Origin of the sequence: Paenibacillus peoriae KCTC 3763 (assembly GCF_000236805.1) — a bacterium.
In the GTDB taxonomy this organism is placed as follows: domain Bacteria; phylum Bacillota; class Bacilli; order Paenibacillales; family Paenibacillaceae; genus Paenibacillus; species Paenibacillus peoriae.
The window spans coordinates 196,875-221,272 of the sequence record NZ_AGFX01000030.1 but is presented as its reverse complement, the minus strand read 5'-3'; the positions used below and the strand labels follow the sequence as shown (position 1 = coordinate 221,272).

At 47.6% G+C, this 24,398-nt stretch carries 19 protein-coding genes, 1 pseudogene and 1 riboswitch; of the genes and pseudogenes, 7 read left to right on the top strand and 13 right to left on the bottom strand.

Translation table 11 applies throughout. The annotated features are described in order from the left end of the window. Nucleotides 1-283 precede the first annotated feature (283 nt). Entirely contained in the window at nt 284-1,324 is a 1,041-nt protein-coding gene (locus KQI_RS0117080) for a LacI family DNA-binding transcriptional regulator (protein WP_010348064.1), read from the top strand. 222 nt (nt 1,325-1,546) lie between these two features. On the opposite strand, the gene glpK is transcribed toward KQI_RS0117080, so the two are convergent. Both glpK and KQI_RS0117070 read right to left on the bottom strand, forming a co-directional pair. Next, nucleotides 1,547-3,040, bottom strand: a complete 1,494-nt coding sequence (gene glpK / locus KQI_RS0117075; protein WP_010348063.1) for a glycerol kinase GlpK — start codon at nt 3,038-3,040, stop codon at nt 1,547-1,549. A gap of 31 nt (nt 3,041-3,071) precedes the next feature. Further along, complete coding sequence (locus KQI_RS0117070) at nt 3,072-3,893, bottom strand: MIP/aquaporin family protein (RefSeq protein ID WP_010348062.1); 822 nt, start codon at nt 3,891-3,893, stop codon at nt 3,072-3,074. A 321-nt stretch (nt 3,894-4,214) separates the two neighbouring features. Here KQI_RS0117070 and KQI_RS0117065 point away from each other — a divergent pair, with 321 nt between their 5' ends. Further along, nucleotides 4,215-5,693, top strand: coding sequence for a PTS transporter subunit EIIC (locus KQI_RS0117065; protein ID WP_010348061.1), 1,479 nt, complete (start codon nt 4,215-4,217; stop codon nt 5,691-5,693). 141 nt (nt 5,694-5,834) lie between these two features. On the opposite strand, the gene KQI_RS0117060 is transcribed toward KQI_RS0117065, so the two are convergent. The 7 genes from KQI_RS0117060 to KQI_RS0117025 all read right to left on the bottom strand — a co-directional run bounded on the left by KQI_RS0117060 (nt 5,835) and on the right by KQI_RS0117025 (nt 12,965). Then, nucleotides 5,835-6,962 (bottom strand): acyltransferase family protein, encoded by a 1,128-nt coding sequence (locus KQI_RS0117060; RefSeq protein WP_010348060.1) that lies wholly within the window; start codon nt 6,960-6,962, stop codon nt 5,835-5,837. Nucleotides 6,963-7,048: 86 nt separating this feature from the next. Beyond that, complete coding sequence (locus KQI_RS27075) at nt 7,049-7,669, bottom strand: malonate decarboxylase holo-ACP synthase (RefSeq protein ID WP_010348059.1); 621 nt, start codon at nt 7,667-7,669, stop codon at nt 7,049-7,051. Further along, nucleotides 7,663-9,336 carry a biotin-independent malonate decarboxylase subunit beta gene (gene mdcD, locus KQI_RS0117045; protein WP_010348058.1) on the bottom strand — a complete coding sequence of 558 codons (1,674 nt, stop codon included), beginning with the start codon at nt 9,334-9,336 and terminating at the stop codon, nt 7,663-7,665. Before mdcD ends, KQI_RS27075 begins: the two co-directional genes overlap by 7 nt. After that, nucleotides 9,326-9,625 carry a malonate decarboxylase subunit delta gene (locus KQI_RS0117040; RefSeq protein ID WP_010348057.1) on the bottom strand — a complete coding sequence of 100 codons (300 nt, stop codon included), beginning with the start codon at nt 9,623-9,625 and terminating at the stop codon, nt 9,326-9,328. The genes mdcD and KQI_RS0117040 overlap by 11 nt, the downstream gene beginning before the upstream one ends. Before the next feature lie 28 nt (nt 9,626-9,653). Beyond that, the gene (locus tag KQI_RS0117035) at nt 9,654-10,478 is read right to left on the bottom strand and encodes a triphosphoribosyl-dephospho-CoA synthase (protein WP_010348055.1); all 825 of its coding nucleotides are present in this window, start codon (nt 10,476-10,478) and stop codon (nt 9,654-9,656) included. Nucleotides 10,479-10,482: 4 nt separating this feature from the next. Further along, entirely contained in the window at nt 10,483-12,129 is a 1,647-nt protein-coding gene (mdcA, locus tag KQI_RS0117030; RefSeq protein ID WP_010348054.1) for a malonate decarboxylase subunit alpha, read from the bottom strand. Continuing rightward, on the bottom strand, nt 12,126-12,965 hold the full coding sequence (locus KQI_RS0117025; protein ID WP_241763941.1) for an ACP S-malonyltransferase: 840 nt from the start codon (nt 12,963-12,965) through the stop codon (nt 12,126-12,128). The genes mdcA and KQI_RS0117025 overlap by 4 nt, the downstream gene beginning before the upstream one ends. A 200-nt stretch (nt 12,966-13,165) precedes the next feature. On the opposite strand from KQI_RS0117025, the gene KQI_RS0117020 reads away from it, so the two are divergent. Both KQI_RS0117020 and KQI_RS29345 read left to right on the top strand, forming a co-directional pair. Then, nucleotides 13,166-14,038 carry a LysR family transcriptional regulator gene (locus KQI_RS0117020; protein WP_010348051.1) on the top strand — a complete coding sequence of 291 codons (873 nt, stop codon included), beginning with the start codon at nt 13,166-13,168 and terminating at the stop codon, nt 14,036-14,038. Nucleotides 14,039-14,062: 24 nt separating this feature from the next. After that, nucleotides 14,063-14,167: pseudogene (locus tag KQI_RS29345) on the top strand (hypothetical protein); the annotation flags it as partial. Nucleotides 14,168-14,241: 74 nt separating this feature from the next. Here the strand turns inward: KQI_RS29345 and KQI_RS0117015 are convergent. The 4 genes from KQI_RS0117015 to KQI_RS0117000 all read right to left on the bottom strand — a co-directional run bounded on the left by KQI_RS0117015 (nt 14,242) and on the right by KQI_RS0117000 (nt 19,750). Then, on the bottom strand, nt 14,242-15,660 hold the full coding sequence (locus KQI_RS0117015) for an alanine/glycine:cation symporter family protein (RefSeq protein ID WP_029390205.1): 1,419 nt from the start codon (nt 15,658-15,660) through the stop codon (nt 14,242-14,244). 167 nt (nt 15,661-15,827) lie between these two features. Beyond that, nucleotides 15,828-15,922, bottom strand: a riboswitch (glycine riboswitch). A gap of 269 nt (nt 15,923-16,191) precedes the next feature. Then, complete coding sequence (locus KQI_RS0117010; RefSeq protein WP_010348049.1) at nt 16,192-17,649, bottom strand: glycoside hydrolase family 1 protein; 1,458 nt, start codon at nt 17,647-17,649, stop codon at nt 16,192-16,194. Between the two features lie 40 nt (nt 17,650-17,689). Continuing rightward, entirely contained in the window at nt 17,690-18,679 is a 990-nt protein-coding gene (locus KQI_RS0117005) for a Gfo/Idh/MocA family protein (protein ID WP_010348048.1), read from the bottom strand. A gap of 30 nt (nt 18,680-18,709) precedes the next feature. Beyond that, nucleotides 18,710-19,750: an oxidoreductase gene (locus KQI_RS0117000; RefSeq protein ID WP_010348047.1), complete on the bottom strand. Its 1,041-nt coding sequence runs from the start codon at nt 19,748-19,750 to the stop codon at nt 18,710-18,712. A gap of 185 nt (nt 19,751-19,935) precedes the next feature. Between KQI_RS0117000 and KQI_RS0116995 the strand changes: the two genes are divergently transcribed. The 3 genes from KQI_RS0116995 to KQI_RS0116985 all read left to right on the top strand — a co-directional run bounded on the left by KQI_RS0116995 (nt 19,936) and on the right by KQI_RS0116985 (nt 24,070). After that, a complete protein-coding gene (locus KQI_RS0116995; protein ID WP_010348046.1) occupies nt 19,936-20,907 on the top strand; it encodes a LacI family DNA-binding transcriptional regulator in 972 nt (323 codons plus the stop codon). Between the two features lie 230 nt (nt 20,908-21,137). Continuing rightward, nucleotides 21,138-21,986: a BglG family transcription antiterminator LicT gene (gene licT / locus KQI_RS0116990; protein ID WP_010348045.1), complete on the top strand. Its 849-nt coding sequence runs from the start codon at nt 21,138-21,140 to the stop codon at nt 21,984-21,986. A 227-nt stretch (nt 21,987-22,213) separates the two neighbouring features. Further along, the gene (locus KQI_RS0116985; protein ID WP_010348044.1) at nt 22,214-24,070 is read left to right on the top strand and encodes a beta-glucoside-specific PTS transporter subunit IIABC; all 1,857 of its coding nucleotides are present in this window, start codon (nt 22,214-22,216) and stop codon (nt 24,068-24,070) included. Nucleotides 24,071-24,398: the final 328 nt, after the last annotated feature.

Below are 24,398 nucleotides of genomic sequence, written 5' to 3'. Positions count from 1 at the left end.
CCCCGTATAATCTTAGAATAAATGCTTCATACATTACGAAAGCAGTTTCGTTTTACATTTACCATTATGTAACAAATGGTCTGTATTTGTAAATAGAGATTTGTGAAATAACAAAAAAAACATAAACCATCTCCAATATAAACTTACATTCCCATGATGTGCTAAACTATTCTCCTAAGAGTACGGTTGACTCTCCTCTATGAGGTAGCATAGAATACGAGTAACCATTAAATTTAAATTGCAAAGTCAATTCAACTAAACCAGTTTAGCTTCGGAGGAATTCATGAATATAAAAACAATAGCGAGTATGGCAGGCGTTTCGGTGGCAACGGTTTCAAAAATCATAAACAATTACACAGATATCAGTGAGGAAACCCGGCAGCGGGTACTTAAAATAATGGAGGAAACAGGCTATAGACCCTCCTCCTCAGCCAAAACGCTTGCTACCAAAAAATCTAATCTGGTAGGCGTTATATTCGCTGGCAAGCTGAATGTCGATTTTAGCCATCCCTTTTTTGTAGATATCATTAATGTCTTCAAAAAACAGATTGGCTTGCTCGGTTACGATCTGCTGTTTTTTTCAAATGAAAAATTTCTGGATAATGGAGAGGACTATTTGGCTCGTTCGAAATATTTTTCAGTGGACGGGTGCATTATTATTGCTGGAGATGAGGTGGAAAAGAGCGTTTTTGATCTCGATGCCAGTCTCATCCCCTGCATCGGTGTCGATATTGAACTAACCGGAGCCAATTCCTGCTACATTATGTCCGACAATCAGAAGATCTCAATGAAGGTTGTTGAGCATTTTTACTTGAATGGCTACCGCGATATGGGTTTTATAGGCATTGAACGCCCATCCTTGGTCATTAAAGAGAGAGAAGAAGCCTTCATCACATCGCTAAAACGGTTTAGCCTTGAGGTCAGACCTGAATGGATTGTATATGCTAAGGACTACGCGGCGGAAGATGGATACCAGATCGCGAAAGCGTGGATACAGCAAGGAGAATTGCCAAAGGCTATTTTTGCGGCTACCGACCTGCTTGCCTTTGGTGCCATCCGTGCTTTCAAGGAAAGCGGCTTGAGGGTACCCGAGGATATAGCTGTGGTGGGATGTGATGATATAGAGGCCTGTCGCTACACCGATCCTCCACTGACCACAGTAAAGCAAGACACACAAAAAATAGGCCGTCTAGCCGCAATGGTGCTGTTCGACCTGATGAAGAAACAGATGGAGACAAAATGTATTAAGATAGAACCGGAACTGGTCATCCGCAGCTCCTGCGGAGCCCGGCAAAACTGGAATCCTGCGCTGGTTAAGGGCTAATACACATCTTAAGTTCTCGGCGGTTACCGCCGGACCTGCCATCTATCGAAATAAAGGGATTTACCTCTGAGTTGCATACTTCGCCCCGCAAGATGGACACGATTTCTCAAAATGTCCATCTTGCGGGGCATTTGTATTCTAATAAAGCGGAGAAAGTAAACACGGAAAAGAGCTAAACATGCTCCGATCCTGAAGATAACCTTCCTATGGGCTATTTGTAGGCTATTTGTAGGCCATTGCCGCGTTCACGGCCTTTTTCCAGCCTTCATACAAGCTGGCTCGCGTTGTCTCATCCATCGTAGGGACAAAAGTGCGTTCCGCCCTCACACGCTTGCGAAGCTCATCCATACTGTTCCAGTATCCAATAGCCAAACCTGCCAGACATGCGGCACCCAGCGCCGTCGTCTCATGAATAACAGGCCGCTCCACCGTAGCATCCAATATATCGCTCTGGAATTGCATCAGAAAATTATTCAGCACAGCTCCTCCATCCACCCGCAGCATTTTCACAGCAATACCGGAATCGATCTCCATCGCCGTAAGCACATCCTTCGTCTGATAAGCGAGTGACTCCAATGTGGCACGGATAAAATGCTCTTTTGTAGTTCCCCGTGTCAATCCGAACATCGCTCCACGCACCTCACTATCCCAGTAAGGGCTGCCAAGCCCGACAAAAGCAGGTACAATATACACCCCTTCTGTAGAGGATACACGGGCCGCATAGGGCTCACTATCCTTCGCTTCCCGGAACATACGCAGACCGTCGCGCAGCCACTGGATCGCAGAGCCTGCTACAAACACACTCCCCTCCAGCGCATATTGCACTTTACCTTCCTCCAGCCCCCATGCGATGGTCGTAATGAGACCATGCTTGGATTCCACAGGCTGATCCCCCGTATTCATCAGCATGAAGCAGCCTGTGCCATAAGTATTTTTGATCATCCCTTTTTCGTAACAAGCCTGACCGAACAAGGCTGCCTGCTGGTCACCCGCTGCACCGGCAATCGGTATATTCTGACCAAAGAAATGATAATCCACCGTGTGCGCATAGACCTCAGAAGAAGGTCTCACCTCAGGCAGCATGATTTTGGGCACACCGAGAATGTCGAGCAGGTCTTCATCCCACTTGAGCTCATAAATGTTATACATCAGCGTCCGGGCTGCATTGGAGTAGTCTGTCACATGCGCAGTCCCACCAGAAAGCTTCCAGATCAGCCACGAATCAATCGTACCGAATAACAAGTCGCCCCGCTCTGCCTTTTCCCTCGCACCCTCCACATGGTCCAGTATCCACTTCACTTTGGTGCCGGAAAAATACGGATCGATCAGCAGCCCTGTTTTACTGTGAAACAGCTCCTCATGTCCTTGTCGCTTCAATTCCTCGCAGATGTCCGAGGTTTGGCGCGACTGCCAAACGAGCACGTTGTACACAGGCAATCCCGTATTTTTGTCCCAGACAACTACCGATTCCCGCTGGTTAGTAATACCGATGGCGGCAACCTGGTTTGCCTTTACACCGGATTCGGAAAGACAGGATGCGATGACTCCCAGAATGGAACTCCAGATTTCATTTGCATTCTGCTCCACCCAGCCGGGCTGAGGAAAATATTGCGGAAATTCCCGTTGAGCGGAATACACCACATCTCCTTCTGTATTGAACAAAATCGCTCTTGAGCTTGTCGTTCCTTGATCCAGTGACAAAATATATTTTTCCATCGTTCATCTCTCCTCTGTAAATCAATCCATTTTATACGGTTAGTTTGTTGGTGATAGAGCTTTTATAAGTACGACTGAAACGGAAAGTAACCAGTAGTACAATCACAATGATGCCTAGCATAATCCAGAAAGCCGGACTTGCATATCCTTTAAACACAGCCTGGTAAAACAGCCCTCCGAAAGAGCCACCCAACAGCGGTCCTACAAGTGGCACCCACGCATATTTCCAGTTGGATGCTCCCTTGCCGGGAATCGGTAGTAAATAATGTACAAGACGCGGGCCAAAATCCCTCGCCGGATTAATGGCATAGCCCGTCGTCCCGCCAAGGGATAAACCGATGCTCACCACCAGAAAACCCACAATCAATGGATGCAAGCCCTCTGTAAATGAATTGGCACCAAGCGACTGTAAAGCAAGAACAAAGATGAAAGTACCTATCATTTCACTAAGCACATTGGCGAACGGATGATCCATAGCCGGTCCTGTGGCAAATACACCAAGTTTGGTTGCTGCGTCCTCCGTCTCTTTCCAATGGGGCCAATAATGCAAAACCACAAGCACAGCACCCGCCATGGCACCAAGAACCTGAGCCACAATATAGCCGGGAACGTCTTGCCATGGAAAGACACCCTGAAATGCCAACGCCAGCGTCACTGCCGGATTCAAATGCGCTCCGCTGATTTGACCTACGGCATACACTGCAATAGCAACTGCGAGCCCCCATCCCATTCCGATGACAATCCAGCCGGAAGCGTGGGCAAATGATTTTTTCAGGGATACTCCTGCGCACACTCCGCTACCCAGGACAATCAGAATCATCGTCCCTATAAACTCGGCTGCATATGGCGACATACAACCTACCTCCTCAAATAGATCACCCGATTTTTAATCGCATTCATCGCGCGCAAAAAAAAGAAAAGCCATTACAAACCGCTCCCGTGTTGTGGCATGGGATGTCTGCGTGGCTCTCCTGTCTCCGTCACGATTATTAACTTAAATTTGATATTATATAAGTATGTAAGCGTTGTCAACTACAAATTTAAAATGTTCCAGATATCGAAATAATCGTTGACTATGTCAGATTCCCCCCTTTATGATGTAAAAAAATGGGTAGTCAAATTCAGACATATGAGAACATGTTGTTCCCAAACTGATGATGAAGGGAAGAAGGTCATGCTGAAATTACTGCAAAAAATCGGAAAATCGTTAATGCTTCCGGTAGCGACACTACCCGCGGCGGGGATTTTGCAAGGGCTGGCTCTGATCAACTATGAGACAGATATTCCGCTCGGCTCTGTCGTAGGCGGCTTTTTGAATCATTATGTCACTCCTTTTTTGAACGAAGGCGCAGGCGCCATCTTTGGCAACCTGGCGTTAATCTTTGCCATCGGTGTTGCGATCGGCCTGGCAGGCGATGCGGTAGCCGCACTATCTGCAGTCATCGCCTATATGGTACTGACCCGCATTTTAGCGGCAGTCCCGGGCATTTTCGCATATATCCCCGATGACGTTAAGCTGGATATGGGGGTGCTGGGCGGCATTTTTATCGGTGGATGGTCTGCTTATCTGTTCAAAAAATATCATAACATCCAGCTTCCGGATTGGCTCGGCTTCTTCTCCGGCAAACGTTTCGTCCCCATGATTACCGCCTTCACCACCATGATTTTGGCCGTTCTGCTCGGTATGATCTGGAGCCCGGTACAAGATGGGATTGCAACCTTCGGCAACTGGATCGTCGGCTTCGGCGGCATAGGATCGATGGTGTTCATGATTGCCAATCGGCTGCTGATTCCGCTCGGTCTGCACCATGTACTAAACTCTATCGCATGGTTTCAGATTGGTGACTATACGAATGCGGCTGGCGAGGTTGTTCATGGTGACCTGACTCGTTTCTTTGCAGGCGATAAATCGGCGGGTCTATTCATGTCCGGCTTCTTCCCCATTATGATGTTCGCTCTCCCGGCAGCCGCCCTCGCATTCATCCATACAGCCAAACCTGAAAAACGCAAAGCGGTCGCTTCTATTTTCATCGGATCTGCGCTCGCATCGTTTTTGACCGGAATTACCGAGCCACTCGAATTTTCCTTTATGTTCATTGCACCGTTGCTTTATGGCATCCATGCGCTGCTTACAGGTCTGAGTGGCCTGATCATGTACCTGCTGGATGTCAAACTCGGCTTTTCATTTTCAGCAGGACTCATCGACTATTTAGTCAACATGAAGCTGTCCACCCACCCGCTGCGAATGATTGCAGTCGGTCTGGCTTTTGCCATCGTATATTATTTCCTGTTCCGGTTTATCATTGTCAAATTCAATCTCAAAACTCCCGGACGTGAAGACGACGTAGAAGACAGCCTCCTTTCGGATACAGACCAAGCCATACCCATTGAAAAGTCAGAAGCCCCATTTGACGGCCAAGCGAGCTATGCAGAAAAAATACTGGCCCAGCTAGGAGGTTCGGACAATATCCAAAGCATTGATGCATGTATTACACGGCTGCGGCTGGTTGTCAAAAACGACCATGCTGTAAACGACCATGCCCTCAAAAAGCTTGGAGCTTCGGGAATCATCAGGCTTGGCAACGGTGCAGTACAGGTCATTTTCGGTACCCGGTCCGAAACGCTGAAAGATGAAATACAGCGCCTGATGTAAGTAAGTCAGGTTCACAAAAAGGGTATCTCTTCAATCATCGAGATACCCTTTTGGATTGCCGCCCATCTGCTAATAACTTAGATACGCATATATTATATTGTTGTATACACGATGTTACGTGCATTGTTTATTTTCAAGCACTTATCTTAGTGATTGATGCTGTGCGCTCTTTTTTTGTCTCAGGAATACCCTCTCAGCCCACACCTTTAGCTGCGCAAAGGCATAGACGACGCCGAACGAGCAGGCTACAGTCGTCAGATAAACCAGCAGCAGCGCCACGAAGAAAGGAAGCTGGCCTATCAAGTCACCGAACAGGCGCAGTACGATGACCAGCATGAATACGTTCGCTGTAAAGGCCCGGTACGCGTAAGTAGATAACCATTTGTAATAGGGAAGTGAACGGGAATTCAGGCTGATCAAATGTCTGGCCAGCATGTAAATCAGGAAAATCACGACCAGACTGTACAAGGTCATGGACGGCTTCAGATAAATCAGATTACCAAATGACATATCCTCAAATCCAAAGCCGAAAAATTCGTGATTTGTCCAAATGAGAATAAGCAGCATTACCGGAATGAGTATAAACTGAATCCGCCGAAGCACCCCGTCGAACCGTTCCTTATATACCCAAGCGATTCCGCCAAGTAGAGCATAAATAAAATAACTGACGAAAAAGCGGTCAAGGTAACGCAGACTAATCGTATATGCTCCTTGGAATACGAAGGTATCGTACATCCATAGCCACGCTCCGAAGATCACGAAGCTCACAACAAGCAGCGGAATGACCCGCTTAGGCTTAGCCAGGTATTTATAGCAGACGAAAATAATAACAGGCATCAGCACTTGAAATTGCAGCATCATCGCCGTGTACCAAAACTGTGATGATGCATTACCGAGCACAAATGACTCGATGAGCGTCCAGAATGATGTAACATGCTGATTAACCTGAATTTCCGGGAAGAAGATCAAGCTGGCTGACGCCCACAGAAAATAAGGAATCACAAGCTCACCGAATTTTTCCTTGTAAAAATGGGATACCTTTGTATGCTGGTTATTCTTCACCATCCCATATACGATGGCAAAAATAAAGACTGGTGCAGTATACTTTACTATATTGAAAATAACGCCTAATAAGGCTAGGTCATCATTAGTGTGTGCATACTTCAGAAACATTCCCAGAACGCTTTGCAGGATCGCTCCGCTGACGGCAAACACCTTTAGGATGTCGCCTTCATTAATATTAACTTTTTGGCCTGTAGTGTTTTCCATAATACGCACTTCCCCTTTGAGAGCTTATGTTGCATACGTCAAACGGTCGTGCATTCCTCCCTTTTGCCGTTGGTATCGTACATCCATCATTGCCAAGGATTGCGGACGAGCTTCGGACCTGAAAAAGTTCGCAGCACCACGGTGCTGGTCCGTCTCTCAAGGATTTCGCGTAGAACGTAGGCTCCGTCCTTCACCTCCACTTGAATATCGATTCGGACGTCCAACTGCTGCAGCTTGCGCAAGAGGCCCTCGGCTGCAGAATAATCAATATCCCCAGAACCATCTATTATGAGATCAAGATCACTGGTTGCCTTTACAGCGGGGTATCCCGTTACGATTTCGAATCCTGTACTCCCCGTCGGCCCCCAGCGCCAATCCGCCATCATTTCTGCTAACCAGTCCATCAAGTGAAGAACAGGCTGCTGCCGTCTCTCTGTAGACAAGGCGTTCCACATCTGACGTCTCGCTATCGCATAAGGAGAGACGAGCTGACACACCCCGTTTGGGTCCAGAAATGCAGCTTCCCGTTGATTTCGCTCCTGTCCACGTACTCCGACGGGAATATAACCATCCGCCGACGGTTCAGCTCGGCGAACGACCACAAAGGGGGTCCGCCTCAACGAGGCGGTTACCCATTCCTTGTCTTCATTCAAGGAGAGACATTCCAAATTGGAAATTTCAATCAGATCATGTGGTCGAATTACCATTGCTCCCAAAGCGCTTTTCGAACGTTATTAGTCGCCGTACGTCCACCTGCCAGAGCTTCCTTGGTCTGCAAGCGGAAGCTAAGGTCACGAGGCGCTCCTTTTGTACTCTCGATAGCCTCGGAAATAGTCCGTTCCACGATGGCTACATCACTGCTCTGTGGATCGTCTGCATGGATACCGCTCAGCATTTGATATAACGCCCCCAGCGTACTGTAGCTACGAACGTCGTAGGCCATAGCCGGAACTTTCTTGGTAGCTTCATCCAGCTCGGCAATCGTCCGCTTGGTAATTCGAGCAGCAGAAGCCTTGGACATGGCCTGAATATTGACCTTGCTGTCATCCAATGCAATCAAACGATTCGATTGCAGCCCATGCGCAAGGAAGCCTCCGGAAATCGCGTTACCGACGATCACACCGATGACCGGATGACCTTCTAATCTGGCGGTTGCGTAAGCATCTGCACTTGCAGCGAGGGCAAGGCTGATACCGACCATTTCTTCCTTATAGCCATAGGCTTGACTCGGTACATCGATAATGGCAATGATCGGACGTTTGGTTTCTTTTTTCTCATCTTGACGGATTGCGTCTCTGATGATTTGAGCCACCGTCCAGCCCTCAAGCATACCGACCTCGCCGTTTCTGACACGCGGGAATCGGTTGGAGGCATCTGGTACAATGGCGATATATCTGCACCATTGCCCGTTCTTTTCCACATCGGCCGCAAGTACTGAAGGAACATCGCTGACTGGGTGAGCAATGCCCGTCAAGCGGGAGAACCAGCGATAACCTCTGCTGTCCGAAATGTCGGCCACGCCCTCTTTTGCCAGCGGGACAGGCTGCTGCACAGGCTGTATCTGCTTGTAAAATTCGCGATAGCGTTCAGGTGTCCAAGGCTCTGCAGGATCAAGCTTGCTTAACAGGGTCAGATAGAAATCGATTTGCTCTGTTCTAGCAGGCTTTGCCGGCGCCTTAAGCGCAGTATCAATCGCTTCGATCACTGCATCTGTCGTATCTTCCACCACTTCATCAATCAATCCGGTTTGGAAGCGCTGGTTGGCTCCGATGGTGTTCCAAATCAAGGCTTTGTCGCTTGAATCGAACTCCATAACCCCTGCTTCCTGCTCAATGACCTCCGGCCCGTTCAGACCGAGGCGCGCTTTCTTCGTAGCAATCAGAGTGGTGAACAATTCTGCAGTAATGGACATTCCTCCAAATGCCCCTACGCGTCCCGGGATCAATCCGATAACAGGAACGTATTTACGCAGAGCAACGATCTGGGTGGCAATCTCTGAAATCGACAACAACCCATAGTTCGCTTCCTGCAGCCGAACGCCCCCTGTATCGAAGATCATGATGGGATACAGCTGGTTCCCCTGCTCATTCGCTTCCACTGCCAGTTCGAGCGCTCCGGAAATTTTGGCCCCGCTGACTTCACCAATCCCTCCTCCTTGAAAAGCGCCTTCCATCGATATGATCAAGACCTTCTGTTTGCGTATTTCGCCAAGAGCCAGAATGATCCCGTCATCGCTTTGGGGAACAATACCTTGCGGCTCCAGGTGGGGGGATTGGATTTGGTCCAACGGCCCAAGCACCTCTCGGAAAGTCCCTTCGTCCAGCAATGCTTTGGCTCTCTCGCGTCCATTCAGCTCCACAAAACTATTCTGCATAGTCCAGCACCTCCAGCACTTGCGTAAATCTAAGCATGACTACACCCGGAGTAGCTCCGAAGTCATGAACTGTAATATTGGCAGTAATCGGATAGCGGTTAAAAAAACGGGTCAGCACATTCTCCCATACTTGCCCAAATCCTTCACTGCCTGTTAAAATGCTAACGTTTGTGGTTTGGCCTTCCACAGGCTCTACAATAATCTCCAAATCCCCCGAGCCGACGACACCGATATGCGCCGGCTTACGAATGGACTTCGTAGTCTGGTATTGAAACTGTAATTTTTCCATCCTTCAGAGACACCTCCAAGTAAAAGTATCAATCGATAAGAAATAATGTGGCAGCTAGCAGGTCGGCACTTCCTCCAGGTGAAAGTTGTCTAACATTGCAATACTCGGACAAGCGATAAAACAGCTTTCTGCCAGACTGGGTTCTGAATCCGTCTGCTGCAAGGAACGTTGCGGACATTCTCTGAATCGCCTTCAGATCCGACCACTGGCCGCGGTGCAGGATACAGGTATCATCTACACTTGCCATCAAGGCCAATAAAGCTTCTATACGTGCTTCCGTCTCTGTCTTCTCACAAGCCCTGGCGCGCAGTAAAGCAGGCAAAGCCTCGTCCCGGATGTGCGGAAAGCCTAGCTTCGCTTCTTCCTCTGCCCCCACGACCGCGTATTTCTTCTTGACCGATTGTCCATTCGTCCGCTGCACCGGGCGATACCGGTCATGGAACGATGCGATTCTGCCTGCAATGCTCATAATCTGATGTGGGTCCCGTTCCCTTGGAAAGGCTGCCCGTGCACTGGTTAAAAGGCCAAGAGCCCAAATGGCACCCTTATGTGTATTGACACCATTCGTTGCACGGAGCATCACCTTCTCGCCCTCACGTCCGATTAGAGCTATCTGCTCGCGCAAAGTCTGGTCCACCGGGTGAAGGTATGACACAATGGCTATTTCCCGAAACGTATCCTCCAATACTCTTGCAGATGCAAGCATTAGATCGATGGACATATCTGTATGAGAGCCATTGTCTCTGGCATCGACAAGTCCAGGCTTGGGCGTAAGAAGAGCCTCTTCCATCAGTGCCGTTACAGCCTTGGCAGCCAGAGAAGCCGCGAAAGCTGAATGATTCATCGTGAGCATGGCTTTAAGACCAGCTCCGGAATTTAGCCGGCGGATCGTACAACCCGTCTGACCAATCTACGAGGTCGTTGACCGTCTGTGCTGCCAGCAGCGATCGCTTGGCTTGTCTGCGCATGATCCCAAGATCCTCCGGATAGGCCACGATCCCTCTGTCACGCAGCAGGCTTACATCGCTCTCATTACTTTCCATCCCTAAAGGCGTTACGCCCGCAATGGCCGCGAGTGCCTTCTTTCTCTCCTCTATGCTGTCCGTCTTGTAGAGGTATGCGATGCCTTCCTCAGTGAGGACGTGAGTGACATCATCCCCGTAAATCATGACCGGCGTAATGGCGAGGCCAGATTCATCCTTCACCTTGATGGCATCCAGCGAATCCACAAATACCGGCTTTTTGTTGGCACCGTATGTTTCAACCATCTGCACGACCAATTTCCGGCCTTTGGAGAGTTCTGTCGGGCGCTCGATCATGTCAAGCCAGGCAGGAGTTGCATGCCGCCGTCCCCGAGGATCATGCCCCATATTCGGTGCTCCTCCAAAACCGGACAGTCTGCCGGAAGTAACGGTAGACGAATTGCCTGCGTAGTCCATTTGTAACGTTGATCCGATAAACATATCTACAGCGAATTGGCCTGCAACCTGGCACATCGCGCGGTTGGAGCGCATAGACCCGTCCTTGCCGACGAAGAACACATCGGAACGAGCCGCAATGTATTTCTCCATACCGACCTCGCCTCCAAAGCTGTGAATGCTTTCGACCCAGCCGGATTCAATCGCCGGAATCAAAGTCGGATGCGGATTCAGGGCCCAGTGCTTGGCAATCTTCCCTTTCAGGCCGAGCTGCTCACCATAGGTCGGCAGCAGAAGCTCAATCGCTGCAGTATTAAAGCCGATGCCGTGATTAAGCGACTGCACCTGGTGTTTTCCATAAATGCCCTTGATCGCCATCATGCCCATCAGAATTTGCAGCTCAGTAATATTCTGCGGATCACGGGTAAACAGTGCTTCCAGTGCGTACGGTTTGTCAGCTTGTACAATGACATCGACCCAGGAGGCTGGAATATCGATTCTCGGCAGTTCGTCCACGATTTCGTTGACCTGCACGATCACGAGCCCATCCTTGAAAGCGGCCGCTTCCACGATCGTCGGCGTTTCTTCCGTATTGTTTCCGGTATACAGATTACCCTCGCGATCTGATTTGTCTGCCGCAACCAGCACCACATCTGGAATAAGGTCAATAAAGAGACGTCCGAACAATTCCAAATACGTATGGATGTCACCGAGTTTCAGCGTCCCGTCATCAATCATTTGCGCAACACGCAGGCTTTGGGAGCCACTGTAGGAGAAGTCCAGCTTCCCGGCGATGCCTTTCTCGAAAATATCCAAATGTTCGGGTCTTGAAATACTGGACATAATCATATGCAGATCATGCACCTTGCCAGGATCAACTTCCAGCAGCTTCTGGGAAAGGAAGGATGCTTGCTTCTGATTATCTCCTTCCAGGACGACCTTCGCGCCTGGCTCGATTAGCACCTCCAGCAGGTCGACGATCCGGGAGGTGTCGACGTATTTTCCGTCCAGCCACTTTTCCACCTTTCCTAACTTTTCCTGCTTTTTATCACGTTTTTGTGACCAGGATCGCAGTACTTTATTCATTCTTCTTGCTCCTTCCATTTTCTAATCAGATACTGAGTCGCTTCCAGACCGATCTCGCACACGCTTATTTGCCGGGTATCCTTGTGAGCTTGCTTGACAAGTCTGGAAAGAGTATTACCCGGCGGCATCTCGATAAAACAGTCAGCTCCCGATTCGACGCAGACAGCAGCCATATCCATCCACTGAACGGGATATGCTACGTTTAAGGCAAGATCCTCCGCGATTTTTTCCTTGGCTGTCATCTTTCTGCCCGTATGATTCACCAAATATGGTATTTGAGCATCTCGCAAAGAAAAAGTTCGTATTTCCAGCAATAGCTTATTGGCTACCTCTGACATCAGCGGGGAGTGTGAAGGAATCGGGACCTTCAGAAGCGCCGTTTTAGCAGCTCCAAGCTTTTTCGCATGCATAAATGCTTTATTTAACCCTGCCAATGATCCGGATAAGACGATTTGCTGCTCTGCGTTTATATTCGAGAGGTAGACTGGCGCCGCCTCGCTATGGGAGAGAAGCACGGCTTGTTGAACCTCTGCCTTCGTAAGCCCCATAATCACACCCATTCCATAACCTGCAGGGAAGGCTGCTTCCATCAACCGGGCACGGAGCCATACAATCCGAAGCGCATCCTCGAACGAGAGCACTCCCGCGATGACCGCCGCAGGAAATGCACCAATGGAATGCCCTGCCACGAATTGGGGCCGGATCCCCTGCTCGATCAACTGGCAGGCTATTGCCGTCTCCTTAACGAAGAGTGCCGTCTGAATCCAGACCGTTGATCCCATAGCCTCCTCATCATCACGCAGTTCAGTTCCGATGATGCTTGTTGCCTTTTTCACATATTCGGGCACATCCTGGAGCATTCCAGGAACCTGTGACCCCTGGCCGGGAAATGTAAAAACGATATTCAGAAGCTCACCACCTTTAGCGGATTCATCTTCTCTACATTGTCAATTGTAAGAAGTGAGCAAATACCTGTAAAATATATATATTCACATATGATCGATAACCTAATGGTTATAAAGGGGATTACTTCACTATGGATTATTTACAGCTTAAGTATTTTCAAGTGACCTCAAAGTATGAGCATGTCACACGTGCCGCGAACGAATTGTTTATCTCACAGCCTGCCCTAAGTAAAATGATTAGAAACCTGGAGACGGAATTGGGTGTGCAGCTATTTGACCGTGAAGGAAAACATATTGTGCTGAATGAATATGGCAAAAAGTTCCTGAAGAGAGTGAACCAGTCGCTCTCAGCGCTAGAGCAAGGCATCTCCGAAGTCAAAGAAATGAAGAACGAAAAGGTAGAGGTCATCACGTTATACGTCGCCGTCGGCTCGATGCTATTGCCCAACCTTGTCGGCAAGTTTCGTGATCTCTACCCTCAAATTAGATTCAACCTGACCCAGCACCCTGCGATGGTGAAGAAAGGACTGGCGTACGATTTTGCGATTACGTCCGAAGAGCTGGCAGACAACGAGCATGCCATCCTGCTGGAAGAGGAAATTTTGCTTGGCGTACCAAAATCTCACCCTCTGAGCGCTCAGGACACCGTACTCCTGAAAGATCTGGAGCATGAGAAGTTTATCAGCCTTACACCTGGTCATTCGCTAAGAAAGACAACGGACCGCTTTTTTACCCACATCCCTTTTGAACCGAACATCGTCTTTGAAAGTGATGATCCGGCTACGGTTAGAGGGTTGATCCAAACCGGACTCGGTATCTCCTTTATTCCTTCTATCCTGTGGAAGAACATCGTAACCGAAGACATCAAGCTGCTTCAAATCAGGGAGCCTCGATGTATGCGAACAATCTATCTGTCCTATCCTGCTGGGGAACTGCACACCGATATAGAGAAATCGTTCTTCGAATTCATCATTGGATTTTTCCAGGATATTGCTCAGCGTTGACGATTCAGCTACCAAAATCGGACAATTGTCTCAACCATCGCAGCCCGTGAGATGGAGCACGGGGGCTTCGGTAATTATAAAAAGCTGAATCAGGAAGATATTTTGGATATTTTGAGCGCATCGCTTTAAAAATCAAAAAGGGAGTGTCCTCAAGCTTGTGATGGCTGAAGACACTCCCTTTTGAAGGTTATAGCTTTCAATTTTTATAAATTGGCCGTTTGTCCTTTTTCTTCTACCTGGATCGCTGCGCCTACACTGGCACCTGCAAGAATTCCCTTTTTCTTATTAGGATACAGGGAATCCATATAGGTGCGTGTTTCTGCAACGACGATGCCTGACAAGCCGAGCAGTGCAATCAGGTTGGGAAAAGCCATCATTGCGTTAAAGATATCTGCCAGCAGCCAGATGGCATCGAGCTTGATGAACGCGCCTCCAGCAACCAGGGCAATGAACAAATAACGATACGGTTTGATCCACTTGACGCCAAGCAAATATTCAACACAGCGTTCCCCGTAGTAGTTCCAGCCGAGCATGGTCGTGAACGCGAACATAATCAGAATGATCGTGAGCAGTTCTGCACCCAGCGGGAACGCGCTGGAGAATGCTTGTTGAGTCATCAGGCCCGCATCAGTAGGTCCGCTCCATACACCGCTTACCAGCAGCGTCAGCCCGGTCATCAGACAAATAACCATCGTATCAATAAACACACCTGTCATGGAGATCAGCCCTTGCTCCGCAGGCCATTTGGTTTTGGCAGCTGCGGCTGCAATCGGTGCGCTTCCCAGACCGGCCTCATTGGCAAAAATACCTCTGGCTACCCCGCTGCGCATCGCCAGCATAATCGTAGCCCCGGCAAAGCCGCCCGTCGCAGACGTGGTCGAAAATGCGGAGTGCAGCACAAGTGCAATGGCGGCCGGAAGCTGGTCTGCAAACCGAATCAGTACGATGATACAGATCAGTACGTATAGGCCTGTTTTAAAGGGAACGACCTTGGTCGATACCTTGGCAATGCTTTTGAGCCCTCCAATGGTAACCAGTGCTGTAAGGGTAGCAATAATCAACGCCGTTGCAATCGGCGGAACACCAAAGCTGTTTTCGGTCGAAGACACAATGGCCTTCACTTGCGGAAACGTTCCGATTCCGAACAGCGCCACCAGCATGCTCGAAAAGGCAAACAGCATCGCCAGCGGTTTAAAGCGGCGCCCCAAACCCTTTTCAATATAATACATCGGGCCACCGGAAAATTGTCCATTCCGGTCCTTCACCCGGTATTTTACCGCAAGCACACCTTCCGCATATTTCGTCGCCATCCCGAAAAAGGCAGCCACGACCATCCAGAACAAGGCACCCGGCCCGCCCAGCTTAATGGCTGTCGCTACACCGACAATGCTTCCTGTACCGACTGTAGCCGCCAACGCCGTACTCAGGGCCGCAAAGCTGCTTACATCTCCGATGCCTTCATTTGGGGCCTTGCCAATCAGCTTGATCGCCAAAGGCAGGCGGAATACCTGCAGCAATTTTAAACGTATGGTCAGCCACAATCCCGTTCCCATCACAAGAATGATGAGAGGCGCCCCCCATATCCAACTGCTAATCGTTTCTAACACATGTACCAAATTCATTTCAACCCGCTCCTCCAGCATATTAAAAAACAAAAAAGAGTCAAATCCGCTGATTTGACTCCTGGAGAGGTTAAAGGCACGAAAAAATACAACCCTTTTTGCGCAGGTTGCTGCCTCTACATAGCTTAAAATAGCTTTAAAAAATAGGGCATCCCCTGTCACAGGTTATTCGCGTCTCTGTCCTTTTGCCTGAGAGTTTAAGCAGATGTTCTCTGCGGTGCACCTTCGGCGCCCAATTAAGGGTCTCTCCAGAGTTCTGTCCGTTTACGGTCCCGCTTGCTGTAATCAGCCAAGCACCTGAGAGTTTTGCCCCTTCGGTCGGAACCTTCGTTCCATCTCCCGCAAACATCAACCAGACATATAAAATTGTTTTTTATTATACAGAGAACTTTCAGATTATTACAAGTGAAAAATTTGTGAAGCCCCTTGAAATGCAATCACTAGTCTACCAAATAAAAAACGGGTACAGCTGAAAGCATCCTTACGATGTTCTCAGCCATACCCGTCCAAAACGATATGAGGTTAATTCAATTACAGTTCTTCACCATTGGTTGCAATTACATTTTTGTACCAGTTAAAGGAGTCTTTTTTGGAGCGTTTGAGCGTTCCGTTACCGTCATCATCCAGATCGACATAAATAAATCCGTAGCGCTTGGACATTTCAGAAGTAGACATACTTACAAGGTCGATAGGCCCCCAGCTCGTGTAACCGATCAGATCAACACCGTCGGCAATCGCTTCCTTCATTTGGGCAATATGCTGACGCAAGTAATCAATGCGATAGGTGTCATGCACAGAGCCGTCTTCTTCCACCTTATCATACGCACCCAAGCCATTTTCCACGATGAACAGCGGCTTTTGATAGCGGTCATAAAACGAATTCAGCGTCACACGCAGGCCGATCGGATCGATCTGCCATCCCCAGTCGGAGGACTGCAGATATGGATTTTTCACGCCGCCAATCAGGTTTCCTGCTGCTTTCTCGCCTTCTGGACCTGCGGATACGGTCAAGGTCATGTAATAGCTGAAGGAGATAAAATCGACCGTGTTATTTTTCAAAATTTCCGCATCGCCGGGCTCTGTTTGCAGAACAATATTGTTTTCTTCAAAATAACGGTTCATGTAGTTGGAATATTCTCCACGGGCATGCACATCCGTAAAGAACAGGTTCATCTGATTTTCATGCTGGGCTTTCAGTATATCTTCCGGGTTACACGTATGTGGATAGCTTTCGATACGAGCCAGCATACAGCCGATTTGAGCGCCCGGGATGATCTCATGTCCCCGTTTGGTCGCCAGTGCGCTTGCTACAAATTGATGATGCAATGCTTGATATATCGCTTGCTGTTTGTTTTCTACACGGTCAATCACCACACCGCCGCCTGTAAACGGACTCATGGTCATTACATTGATTTCATTAAAGGTCAGCCAGTATTTTACTTTATCTTTATAGCGTGTAAATACCGTTTCGGCATAATTTACGTAATGCTGTATGACTTCGCGTCCCAGCCAGCCGTTATATTTCTGAGTCAGACCCAGCGGTGTTTCATAATGTGACAACGTCACCAAGGGCTCAATGCCATACTTGCGCAGCTCATCAAATACATTGTCGTAAAATTGCAAGCCTGCTTCATTCGGCTCGGCATCATAACCATTCGGGAAAATCCGCGACCAGTGGATAGACATACGAAATACCTTAAAGCCCATTTCTGCAAACAAGGCGATATCTTCTTTGTAGTGGTGGTAGAAGTCCACACCTTCACGCTTTGGAAAACGGGCATTTACTTTACCTGCCAGGATGTCTTCCAGACGTTCGGATGAAATCTCGATAGCATGATCGTTCTTGCGTTCTGCTTTGGGTACATAGGCAATCATATCTGCACTGGACAATCCCTTTCCATCTACGTCAAAAGCTCCTTCCAATTGGTTGGCCGCAGTTGCTCCGCCCCACAGGAAGTTTTTCGGGAATCCTTTTAGCGTCTTCGTCATCGTATACAAGCCTCTTTCCTTTTATTTATTTTCTTATACGCTACTTTTGCTCTTGCTCAAAGTAAATGCCATTTTGATGGCGCAGCTCATTGCTGATTTTCTGAACCTCAATGCTCAATGACTTTAACTCGTCATATCGAGCCTGATCTTTTTCGGTGATGATCCGGTAAAATTCCCGCGCCTCATGAAACATGAAATGATGAGTTTCCGGGGTACTTACCGTATCCGTTGCCTTGGTGCGAACGTCCAGTACAGACACCTCCGTAATACCGGAGACACCGCTGGAGAGAAGTGTGGCCTGATCGCCGTAGATTTCCACACGGTTGGTGGTCACCGCATTTTTAGCCAATTGAATGACCAGTGTATAATCGGGATACGACAACAGGATCGGACCGCCCAAATCCACGCCATTCTCATGCTTTTTCGCACGGTACACACCTGATGTCGGCGCTCCCAGCAAATCAATGGCAAAATAGAGGGAATAAACCCCCAAATCCATCAATGCTCCCCCGCCGTAAGCCAGGGAAAAAATATTGGGAACATCTCCTGACAGCAATTGATCGTACCGGGAGGAAAACTGCATGGAATACAAGGTGCCTCCCTGGATGTTGCCCACACGCTTCACGTTGTCCTTCAAGCGCAAAAAGTTCGGCTCATGAATATGACGGACAGCTTCCAGCAGGTAACAGCCATTCCGGTCAGCCAGCTCGTACGCATCCCGCAATTCTTGCTCCGTCAGGCTGATTGGTTTTTCAACAATCGCATGCTTGCCATGCTCCAGAAACAGACGGGCCTGTGATATATGCAAGGAATTAGGCGTTGCGATATAAATGGCATCGATATCGGATTTAGCCATCTCTTCCAGACTGTCATACAGCGTAATATTGTCGAGCTGACATGCTGCTGCAAACGCTTCACCCTTGTCCCGATTACGGACAAACAGGGCTGTAATCTCCCATTCTCCAGCTTCTTTTACGGCTTTAACCCACTCCTGGCTGATCAAGCCAGTTCCAATCATTCCAAGCTTCATAGGTTGTAACTTCCTTTCCTGATGGTCAGTCTATCGCCGGAAATCAACGATTGACGGGGAAGGCTGCTTAAAGCCGCTTTCCAAAATCTCTATCGTAAGCAAAATATCCTCGTCTGCAACCAGCTTAGGTGTACCGTGCACGATAGACTCATACAGCGAGTCGTACAGTCGTCCATAATCTCCTGTCGGCGTAGGGAGTAATTCTTCGACAGCTTCATTGCTGCCAGAAGGTACGTATTTAAGCTTGCCATAAGAGGCTGGATCGTCCAGACCAAAACCCTCAGCATCCGGAGTTTTACCTGCTTTCAGCCAGGTTTCCTGCTGGTCGTCACCCCATTTGACAAAGCTGCCTTTTGTACCATGTATGGTGAACTGCGGATATGGCAGGCACACAACCAGAGAGGTTTTAACAATGACCTTTTTATCTGGATAATATAAAACGGTTTCACTATAATCGTCGGCACCTTGAGCGGCACGAACCGACTTGATGTCATATCCGATTTGCTCCGGTCTGCCAAATAAGGCAATGAGTCTGTCCAGCGTATGGACGCCGAGTCCGTAGAACATTCCATTGACTGGATTGCCGCCAGGCACACTGGCATCGGGACGGAAATAATCGTAATGGGATTCAATTTCCACAATGTCTCCCAATTTACCGGAATAGAGCGCTTCCTTGAAAGCGAGATAGTCGCTGTCGAATCTGCGATTTTGATACGGCATGACAATCAGGTTCTTTTCTTTGGCCAACTCAATCAGTTCACGCGCCTGTTCAAGACTTTCACAAAAAGGCTTTTCCACCAGCACATGCTTGCCGTGGGATAATGCCAATTTGGCGTATTCATAATGTGTGGCAGATGGTGTACATACGACAACAAGTGAAATTTGCGGGTCATTGAGAACATCCGTGATTTGATCCGAAAACTGTATATCCGGGTAGGCCGTCTTCATCTCCTCACGCACCTGGCGTGTATACACTCTCGATACTTGAAAGGTATCCCTGATTCGGACATAGGGCAGGTGATATCGGGTTGTACTTTTGCCAAATCCCAAATAAGCAACTTGAATCGTCATTTTGCAAATCCCCCGTTTCCTAAAGGCTCCGCTTTCGATTTTGCAAGAACAACCGTATAATGAGGACCATTCTTTTTGAAATACACTTAAAAATGCTTTAAAATAGACGTAATGTCCTCAAAAGTATACTAATCTTTGTAACGCGTTTCATGTCAAGTATTTTTTCTTATGTGAGGAGAAGCATCATGTCGAATCTTGATCAAATTGCCAAACTGGCGGGCTTTTCCAAAGCTACAGTATCCAGAGTGTTAAATCAGTCACCTCATGTCCGTCACGAAACCAGAACGAAAATTTTGAAAATAATGCAGGAGTTGGATTACGTCCCCAATCGGAATGCCATTTCCTTATCCAAGGGTCAAACACTGCAGATTGGCATTATCACTTCAACCATTAATGAAATTGTTCTCGCATTTCTGGACAGCTTTGTAGAAATTGCGGGCCAGTACAGCTTTCAAACCATCATTTATACTTCCGAAGAAGATAAAAAGAAAGAGCTTCAGGCCTTTGAGGATTTGAAAAGAAAAAGAGTCGATGCGCTGGTCATCATTTCCTGTGTGAATGATACCGATTTGTTAAGCACCTACTGCAAGTACGGCCCGATCGTGTCATGGCAACGAATGGAGCATACGGCTATTCGTTCGGTCGCTATGGATCAGTATGAGGGATACATGCTGGCACTAAAGCATCTGATCCAAAAAGGCTATACTCGTATTGCCAATGCCTTTGGCCGCCCGAGCAGCATCAATACCCATAGCAGACAACGAGCCTATGAGCATATCATGAGTGAGCATAACCTCCCTGTATTGCAACACTGGAATCATTCCTCCATCTATGATATCCGTGACGGCGAACAGGTCGTACGTGATTTGCTGCAGCGTCGGGATGAATTTCCAGAGGCTATTTTGTGCGCTAACGATTATGTGGCAGTTGGCATTCTCTGCGAAGCACGAAGACATTCGCTGAACGTCCCTGAAGATTTGGCAATTGTTGGGTTTGATAACACCGAGTTGGCGCATACGTTGGGAATTACAACCATTCAGAATCCCATTATGGGTCAGGCGCAAAATGCCTTTTTTATGCTATCGCCTCAGTTAATCGGCCGCCAAATGGAGCTTCACTCGCTGGAATACAGTCTGATTGAACGTACAACCACATAGGTAACGTTACTTGCAAATTAGGCAAAACGACCTTGATGTGAAATATTTTTTGTCGAAAGAGAATAAAATATGTTGAAATCGCTTTTTTTTGTGCTACAATAGCACTATATCGAAGGATTGTGACCGGTGATGCGGGCAATGCCTGAGTTCAATTGAGTGCTATTGCTAACAATAGTGTTGAATTGTGCTTGGGCATTTTTTATTGGTAAAGGATGGGAGGGGGAACTTCAATGATTATTGAGAAGGTGCTCAATAACAACGTCCTGTTGACTAAAAATGATAAAGGCAAAGAGGTCATCGTGATGGGAAGAGGCATTTCCTTCAAAAAGGTGGCTGGCGACCATGTCGATGATGATAAAATAGATAAGATTTTCATGTTAAATGAAAACGAGTTCACGGCCAAACTTACCGAGCTGCTAAACGATATTCCCGTATCTCATCTGGAGGTCGTGGATGAAATCGTAAAGCATGCAACGGAAGTGCTGGATACGGAATTAAGCGACAACATTTATTTGACGTTGACAGATCATATTCATTTTGCCGTACAACGGCAGGAAAAAGGACTGGCACTTCAAAACGCCATGCTGTATGAAATCAAGCGCTTCTACAAAAAAGAATTTGAAGTTGGGCTGGACGCCCTGCAAAAAATCGAAAACACGCTTGGAGTAAAGCTGGGCGAAGATGAAGCAGGATTTATCGCTTTGCATATGGTGAACGCACGGATCGACGGCAACGAAATGAAGTCTACACTGAAAATGACCGAGATCGTTCAGCATATATTGAACATTATCACGTACCATTACGGCATTGTGCTGGATGAATCTTCTTTTAGCTACTCCAGATTTTTGACACATCTGCAATATTTTGCGATGCGGGTCATCCGCAAGGAGGTCATTCACAGTGGCGAGGAATTTTTGTACAACCAGGTGAAGCAGACGTATACTGAGGCCTTTGCATGTGCCCAGAAGATCAATGAGTACCTGGAAAAAACATACGATCAATATTTAAGCAAGGATGAATATGTATATTTGACCATTCATATTCATCGCGTGACAGAGCGAAATAATATAACAGACTAAAAAACTTCATATCTTCATCGTTCAAGGATTGTGACTGGTAAGGCAGGCAAAACCTAAACTGATGGTGAAATCGGCGTTCCTCTATGAAAGAGTACGTTTGTTTTCACCACGAGTTTAGGTTTTTCTTGTTTACAAGGTTAAAAAGATGCACGCCGGCGCATCTTAGCAACATGAAGTAAACAGAAAGCCCTATCCATAGCAAGAATAACCCATAAGGAGTTCTGAACATGAGCGATAAAGAGCTATCTAAAAAAATAGTGACCCTCGTTGGTGGCGAAGAGAATGTCAATTCCGTATTCCACTGCGCTACACGCTTGAGATTTAAATTAAATGATCGTACCAAAGCGGATAAAGCTGCACTGGAAGCAACGCCAGGTGTCATTACTGTAGTGGAAAGCAGCGGTCAATTTCAAGTTGTTATCGGCAACAATGTAGGTCAAGTGTTTGAACACATGATGGCGGAAACCAATTTGCAGGATGCGGAAAATCCAAATGAGAAAAAGGGAGAGTCCTCCGAAAATACGAATTTTCTCGGTAAAGCGGTTGATATTATTTCCAGCATTTTTTCTCCTACTCTCGGTGCTCTTGCCGGGGCAGGTTTGCTTAAAGGGATTCTGGCATTAATTTTGTCCCTTAATTGGATTGATAAAACAAGCGGTACGTACTTGATTCTGAACGCCGCTTCAGACAGCGTATTTTATTTCCTGCCCATATTTCTGGCTATTACATCGTCCCGTAAATTTAAGACAAATGCCTTTGTATCGGTCGCAGTTGCCGGAGCACTCATCTACCCGGATGTGATTGCCGCGGTAGACAATCCGGCCAAACTGGCTTTTCTCGGCATTCCAATCATTCTGATTAAATACAGCTCTAGTGTTATTCCCATTATTCTGGCGGTGTGGGTACAATCTTATGTAGAACGCTGGTTTAATTCCTTTATTCATCAATCGGTTAAAAATATCATCGTTCCGATGCTTTCACTGCTGGTCGTTGTTCCATTGACGTTTTTGGCCTTTGGTCCCGTAGGGAACCTGATCAGCCAAGGCTTGGCAAGCGGTTTTACCTGGGTATACAATCTAAGCCCATTGATCGCTGGTGCCGTTGCCGGGGCGTTCTGGCAAGTATTTGTTATTTTCGGTGTGCATTGGGGCTTCGTTCCTATTATGCTGTCTAATATCACAACATTGGGCTATGATACGATGCTTCCGATGCTTACAGCAGCCGTACTTTCTCAGGCTGGTGCAACATTGGGGGTATTCCTGAAATCCCGCAACACGCAACTGAAGGCTTTGGCAGGTTCCTCCACGCTGGCGGCTGTTTTCGGGATTACAGAACCAACGATTTATGGCGTAACGCTGAAATTGAAAAAGCCATTTATTTATGCTTGTATTTCCGGTGGTATTGGCGGGGCTATTATCGCTTCCGGCGGAGCGACTGCAAAATCCTTCTCCCTGCCTAGCTTGCTGGCCTTGCCTACTTATTTTGGAACTGGATTCTTGTGGCTTGTCATCGGCTTGCTCGTTGCCTTTGGGCTTGCAGCCTTGCTAGTTATGAGCCTGGGCTTTGATGATCCCAAAGAAGAAACAGCCAAAACAGAAACTGTACCCGCGAAAAAAGAAGCGGCAATCGAGAAGGAAATTCTCGTAAGTCCATTGCAAGGTAAAGTATTGCCTTTGGACCAATCCTCTGACGTCGCTTTTGCTTCAGGGGCAATGGGTAAAGGGATTCTGATAGACCCGACAGAAGGTGTGCTGACATCTCCTGTAAACGGAACGATTACGACGGTATTCCCAACTGGACATGCCATCGGTATTACTTCCAATGACGGAGCAGAAATTCTGATCCACGTGGGTGTCAATACGGTGAAGCTGAAAGGACAATTTTTTAACAAGCGCGTAAAAGAAGGCGATGTGGTGAAGCAAGGACAGCTGCTGCTGGAATTTGATATCGAGCAAATTAAAGCGGCGGGTTACCCAACGGCTACACCCGTTATTGTAACCAATTCTGCACAATACCTGGATGTACTGACCACGATGGAATCTGAAGTAAAACGTGAAGATTACTTGTTGACTGTAGTAGTCTAACGTTTAACTTTCAGACAAATCGTAACAAGACTGAAAAACAGCGATTCTCCGGTTGGAGAATCGCTGTTTTTCGTTTTTGATTCAATGCCGCTTGCTGCAGCAATTAATTATGGACAAGCAAGAGCCACTGTTCCGATCACTCTATATTGAATGTACAAAACTTTTTCCGCTTAAAGCAGCGGAGAGGACGGAACAACGGTCCGTTCGCGAAGCGTCCACCTCCATTTCCTGAGTCGATCCTACTCAACAAAACAAGAGCTGTCCCAAACAGCCATTTTTTTGCTTTTACGACATAATTCCTTTTTTTCTTACAAAGTGAGACAAGTGT

What these genes read in the sequence shown, in the direction of transcription:
- KQI_RS0117080 (WP_010348064.1), top strand. Translation starts at nt 284, where the DNA reads ATGAATATAAAAACAATAGCGAGTATGGCAGGCGTTTCGGTGGCAACG.
- glpK (WP_010348063.1), bottom strand. Translation starts at nt 3,040, where the DNA reads ATGGAAAAATATATTTTGTCACTGGATCAAGGAACGACAAGCTCAAGA.
- KQI_RS0117070 (WP_010348062.1), bottom strand. Translation starts at nt 3,893, where the DNA reads ATGTCGCCATATGCAGCCGAGTTTATAGGGACGATGATTCTGATTGTC.
- KQI_RS0117065 (WP_010348061.1), top strand. Translation starts at nt 4,215, where the DNA reads ATGCTGAAATTACTGCAAAAAATCGGAAAATCGTTAATGCTTCCGGTA.
- KQI_RS0117060 (WP_010348060.1), bottom strand. Translation starts at nt 6,962, where the DNA reads ATGGAAAACACTACAGGCCAAAAAGTTAATATTAATGAAGGCGACATC.
- KQI_RS27075 (WP_010348059.1), bottom strand. Translation starts at nt 7,669, where the DNA reads ATGGTAATTCGACCACATGATCTGATTGAAATTTCCAATTTGGAATGT.
- mdcD (WP_010348058.1), bottom strand. Translation starts at nt 9,336, where the DNA reads ATGCAGAATAGTTTTGTGGAGCTGAATGGACGCGAGAGAGCCAAAGCA.
- KQI_RS0117040 (WP_010348057.1), bottom strand. Translation starts at nt 9,625, where the DNA reads ATGGAAAAATTACAGTTTCAATACCAGACTACGAAGTCCATTCGTAAG.
- KQI_RS0117035 (WP_010348055.1), bottom strand. Translation starts at nt 10,478, where the DNA reads ATGCTCACGATGAATCATTCAGCTTTCGCGGCTTCTCTGGCTGCCAAG.
- mdcA (WP_010348054.1), bottom strand. Translation starts at nt 12,129, where the DNA reads ATGAATAAAGTACTGCGATCCTGGTCACAAAAACGTGATAAAAAGCAG.
- KQI_RS0117020 (WP_010348051.1), top strand. Translation starts at nt 13,166, where the DNA reads ATGGATTATTTACAGCTTAAGTATTTTCAAGTGACCTCAAAGTATGAG.
- KQI_RS0117015 (WP_029390205.1), bottom strand. Translation starts at nt 15,660, where the DNA reads ATGAATTTGGTACATGTGTTAGAAACGATTAGCAGTTGGATATGGGGG.
- KQI_RS0117010 (WP_010348049.1), bottom strand. Translation starts at nt 17,649, where the DNA reads ATGACGAAGACGCTAAAAGGATTCCCGAAAAACTTCCTGTGGGGCGGA.
- KQI_RS0117005 (WP_010348048.1), bottom strand. Translation starts at nt 18,679, where the DNA reads ATGAAGCTTGGAATGATTGGAACTGGCTTGATCAGCCAGGAGTGGGTT.
- KQI_RS0117000 (WP_010348047.1), bottom strand. Translation starts at nt 19,750, where the DNA reads ATGACGATTCAAGTTGCTTATTTGGGATTTGGCAAAAGTACAACCCGA.
- KQI_RS0116995 (WP_010348046.1), top strand. Translation starts at nt 19,936, where the DNA reads ATGTCGAATCTTGATCAAATTGCCAAACTGGCGGGCTTTTCCAAAGCT.
- licT (WP_010348045.1), top strand. Translation starts at nt 21,138, where the DNA reads ATGATTATTGAGAAGGTGCTCAATAACAACGTCCTGTTGACTAAAAAT.
- KQI_RS0116985 (WP_010348044.1), top strand. Translation starts at nt 22,214, where the DNA reads ATGAGCGATAAAGAGCTATCTAAAAAAATAGTGACCCTCGTTGGTGGC.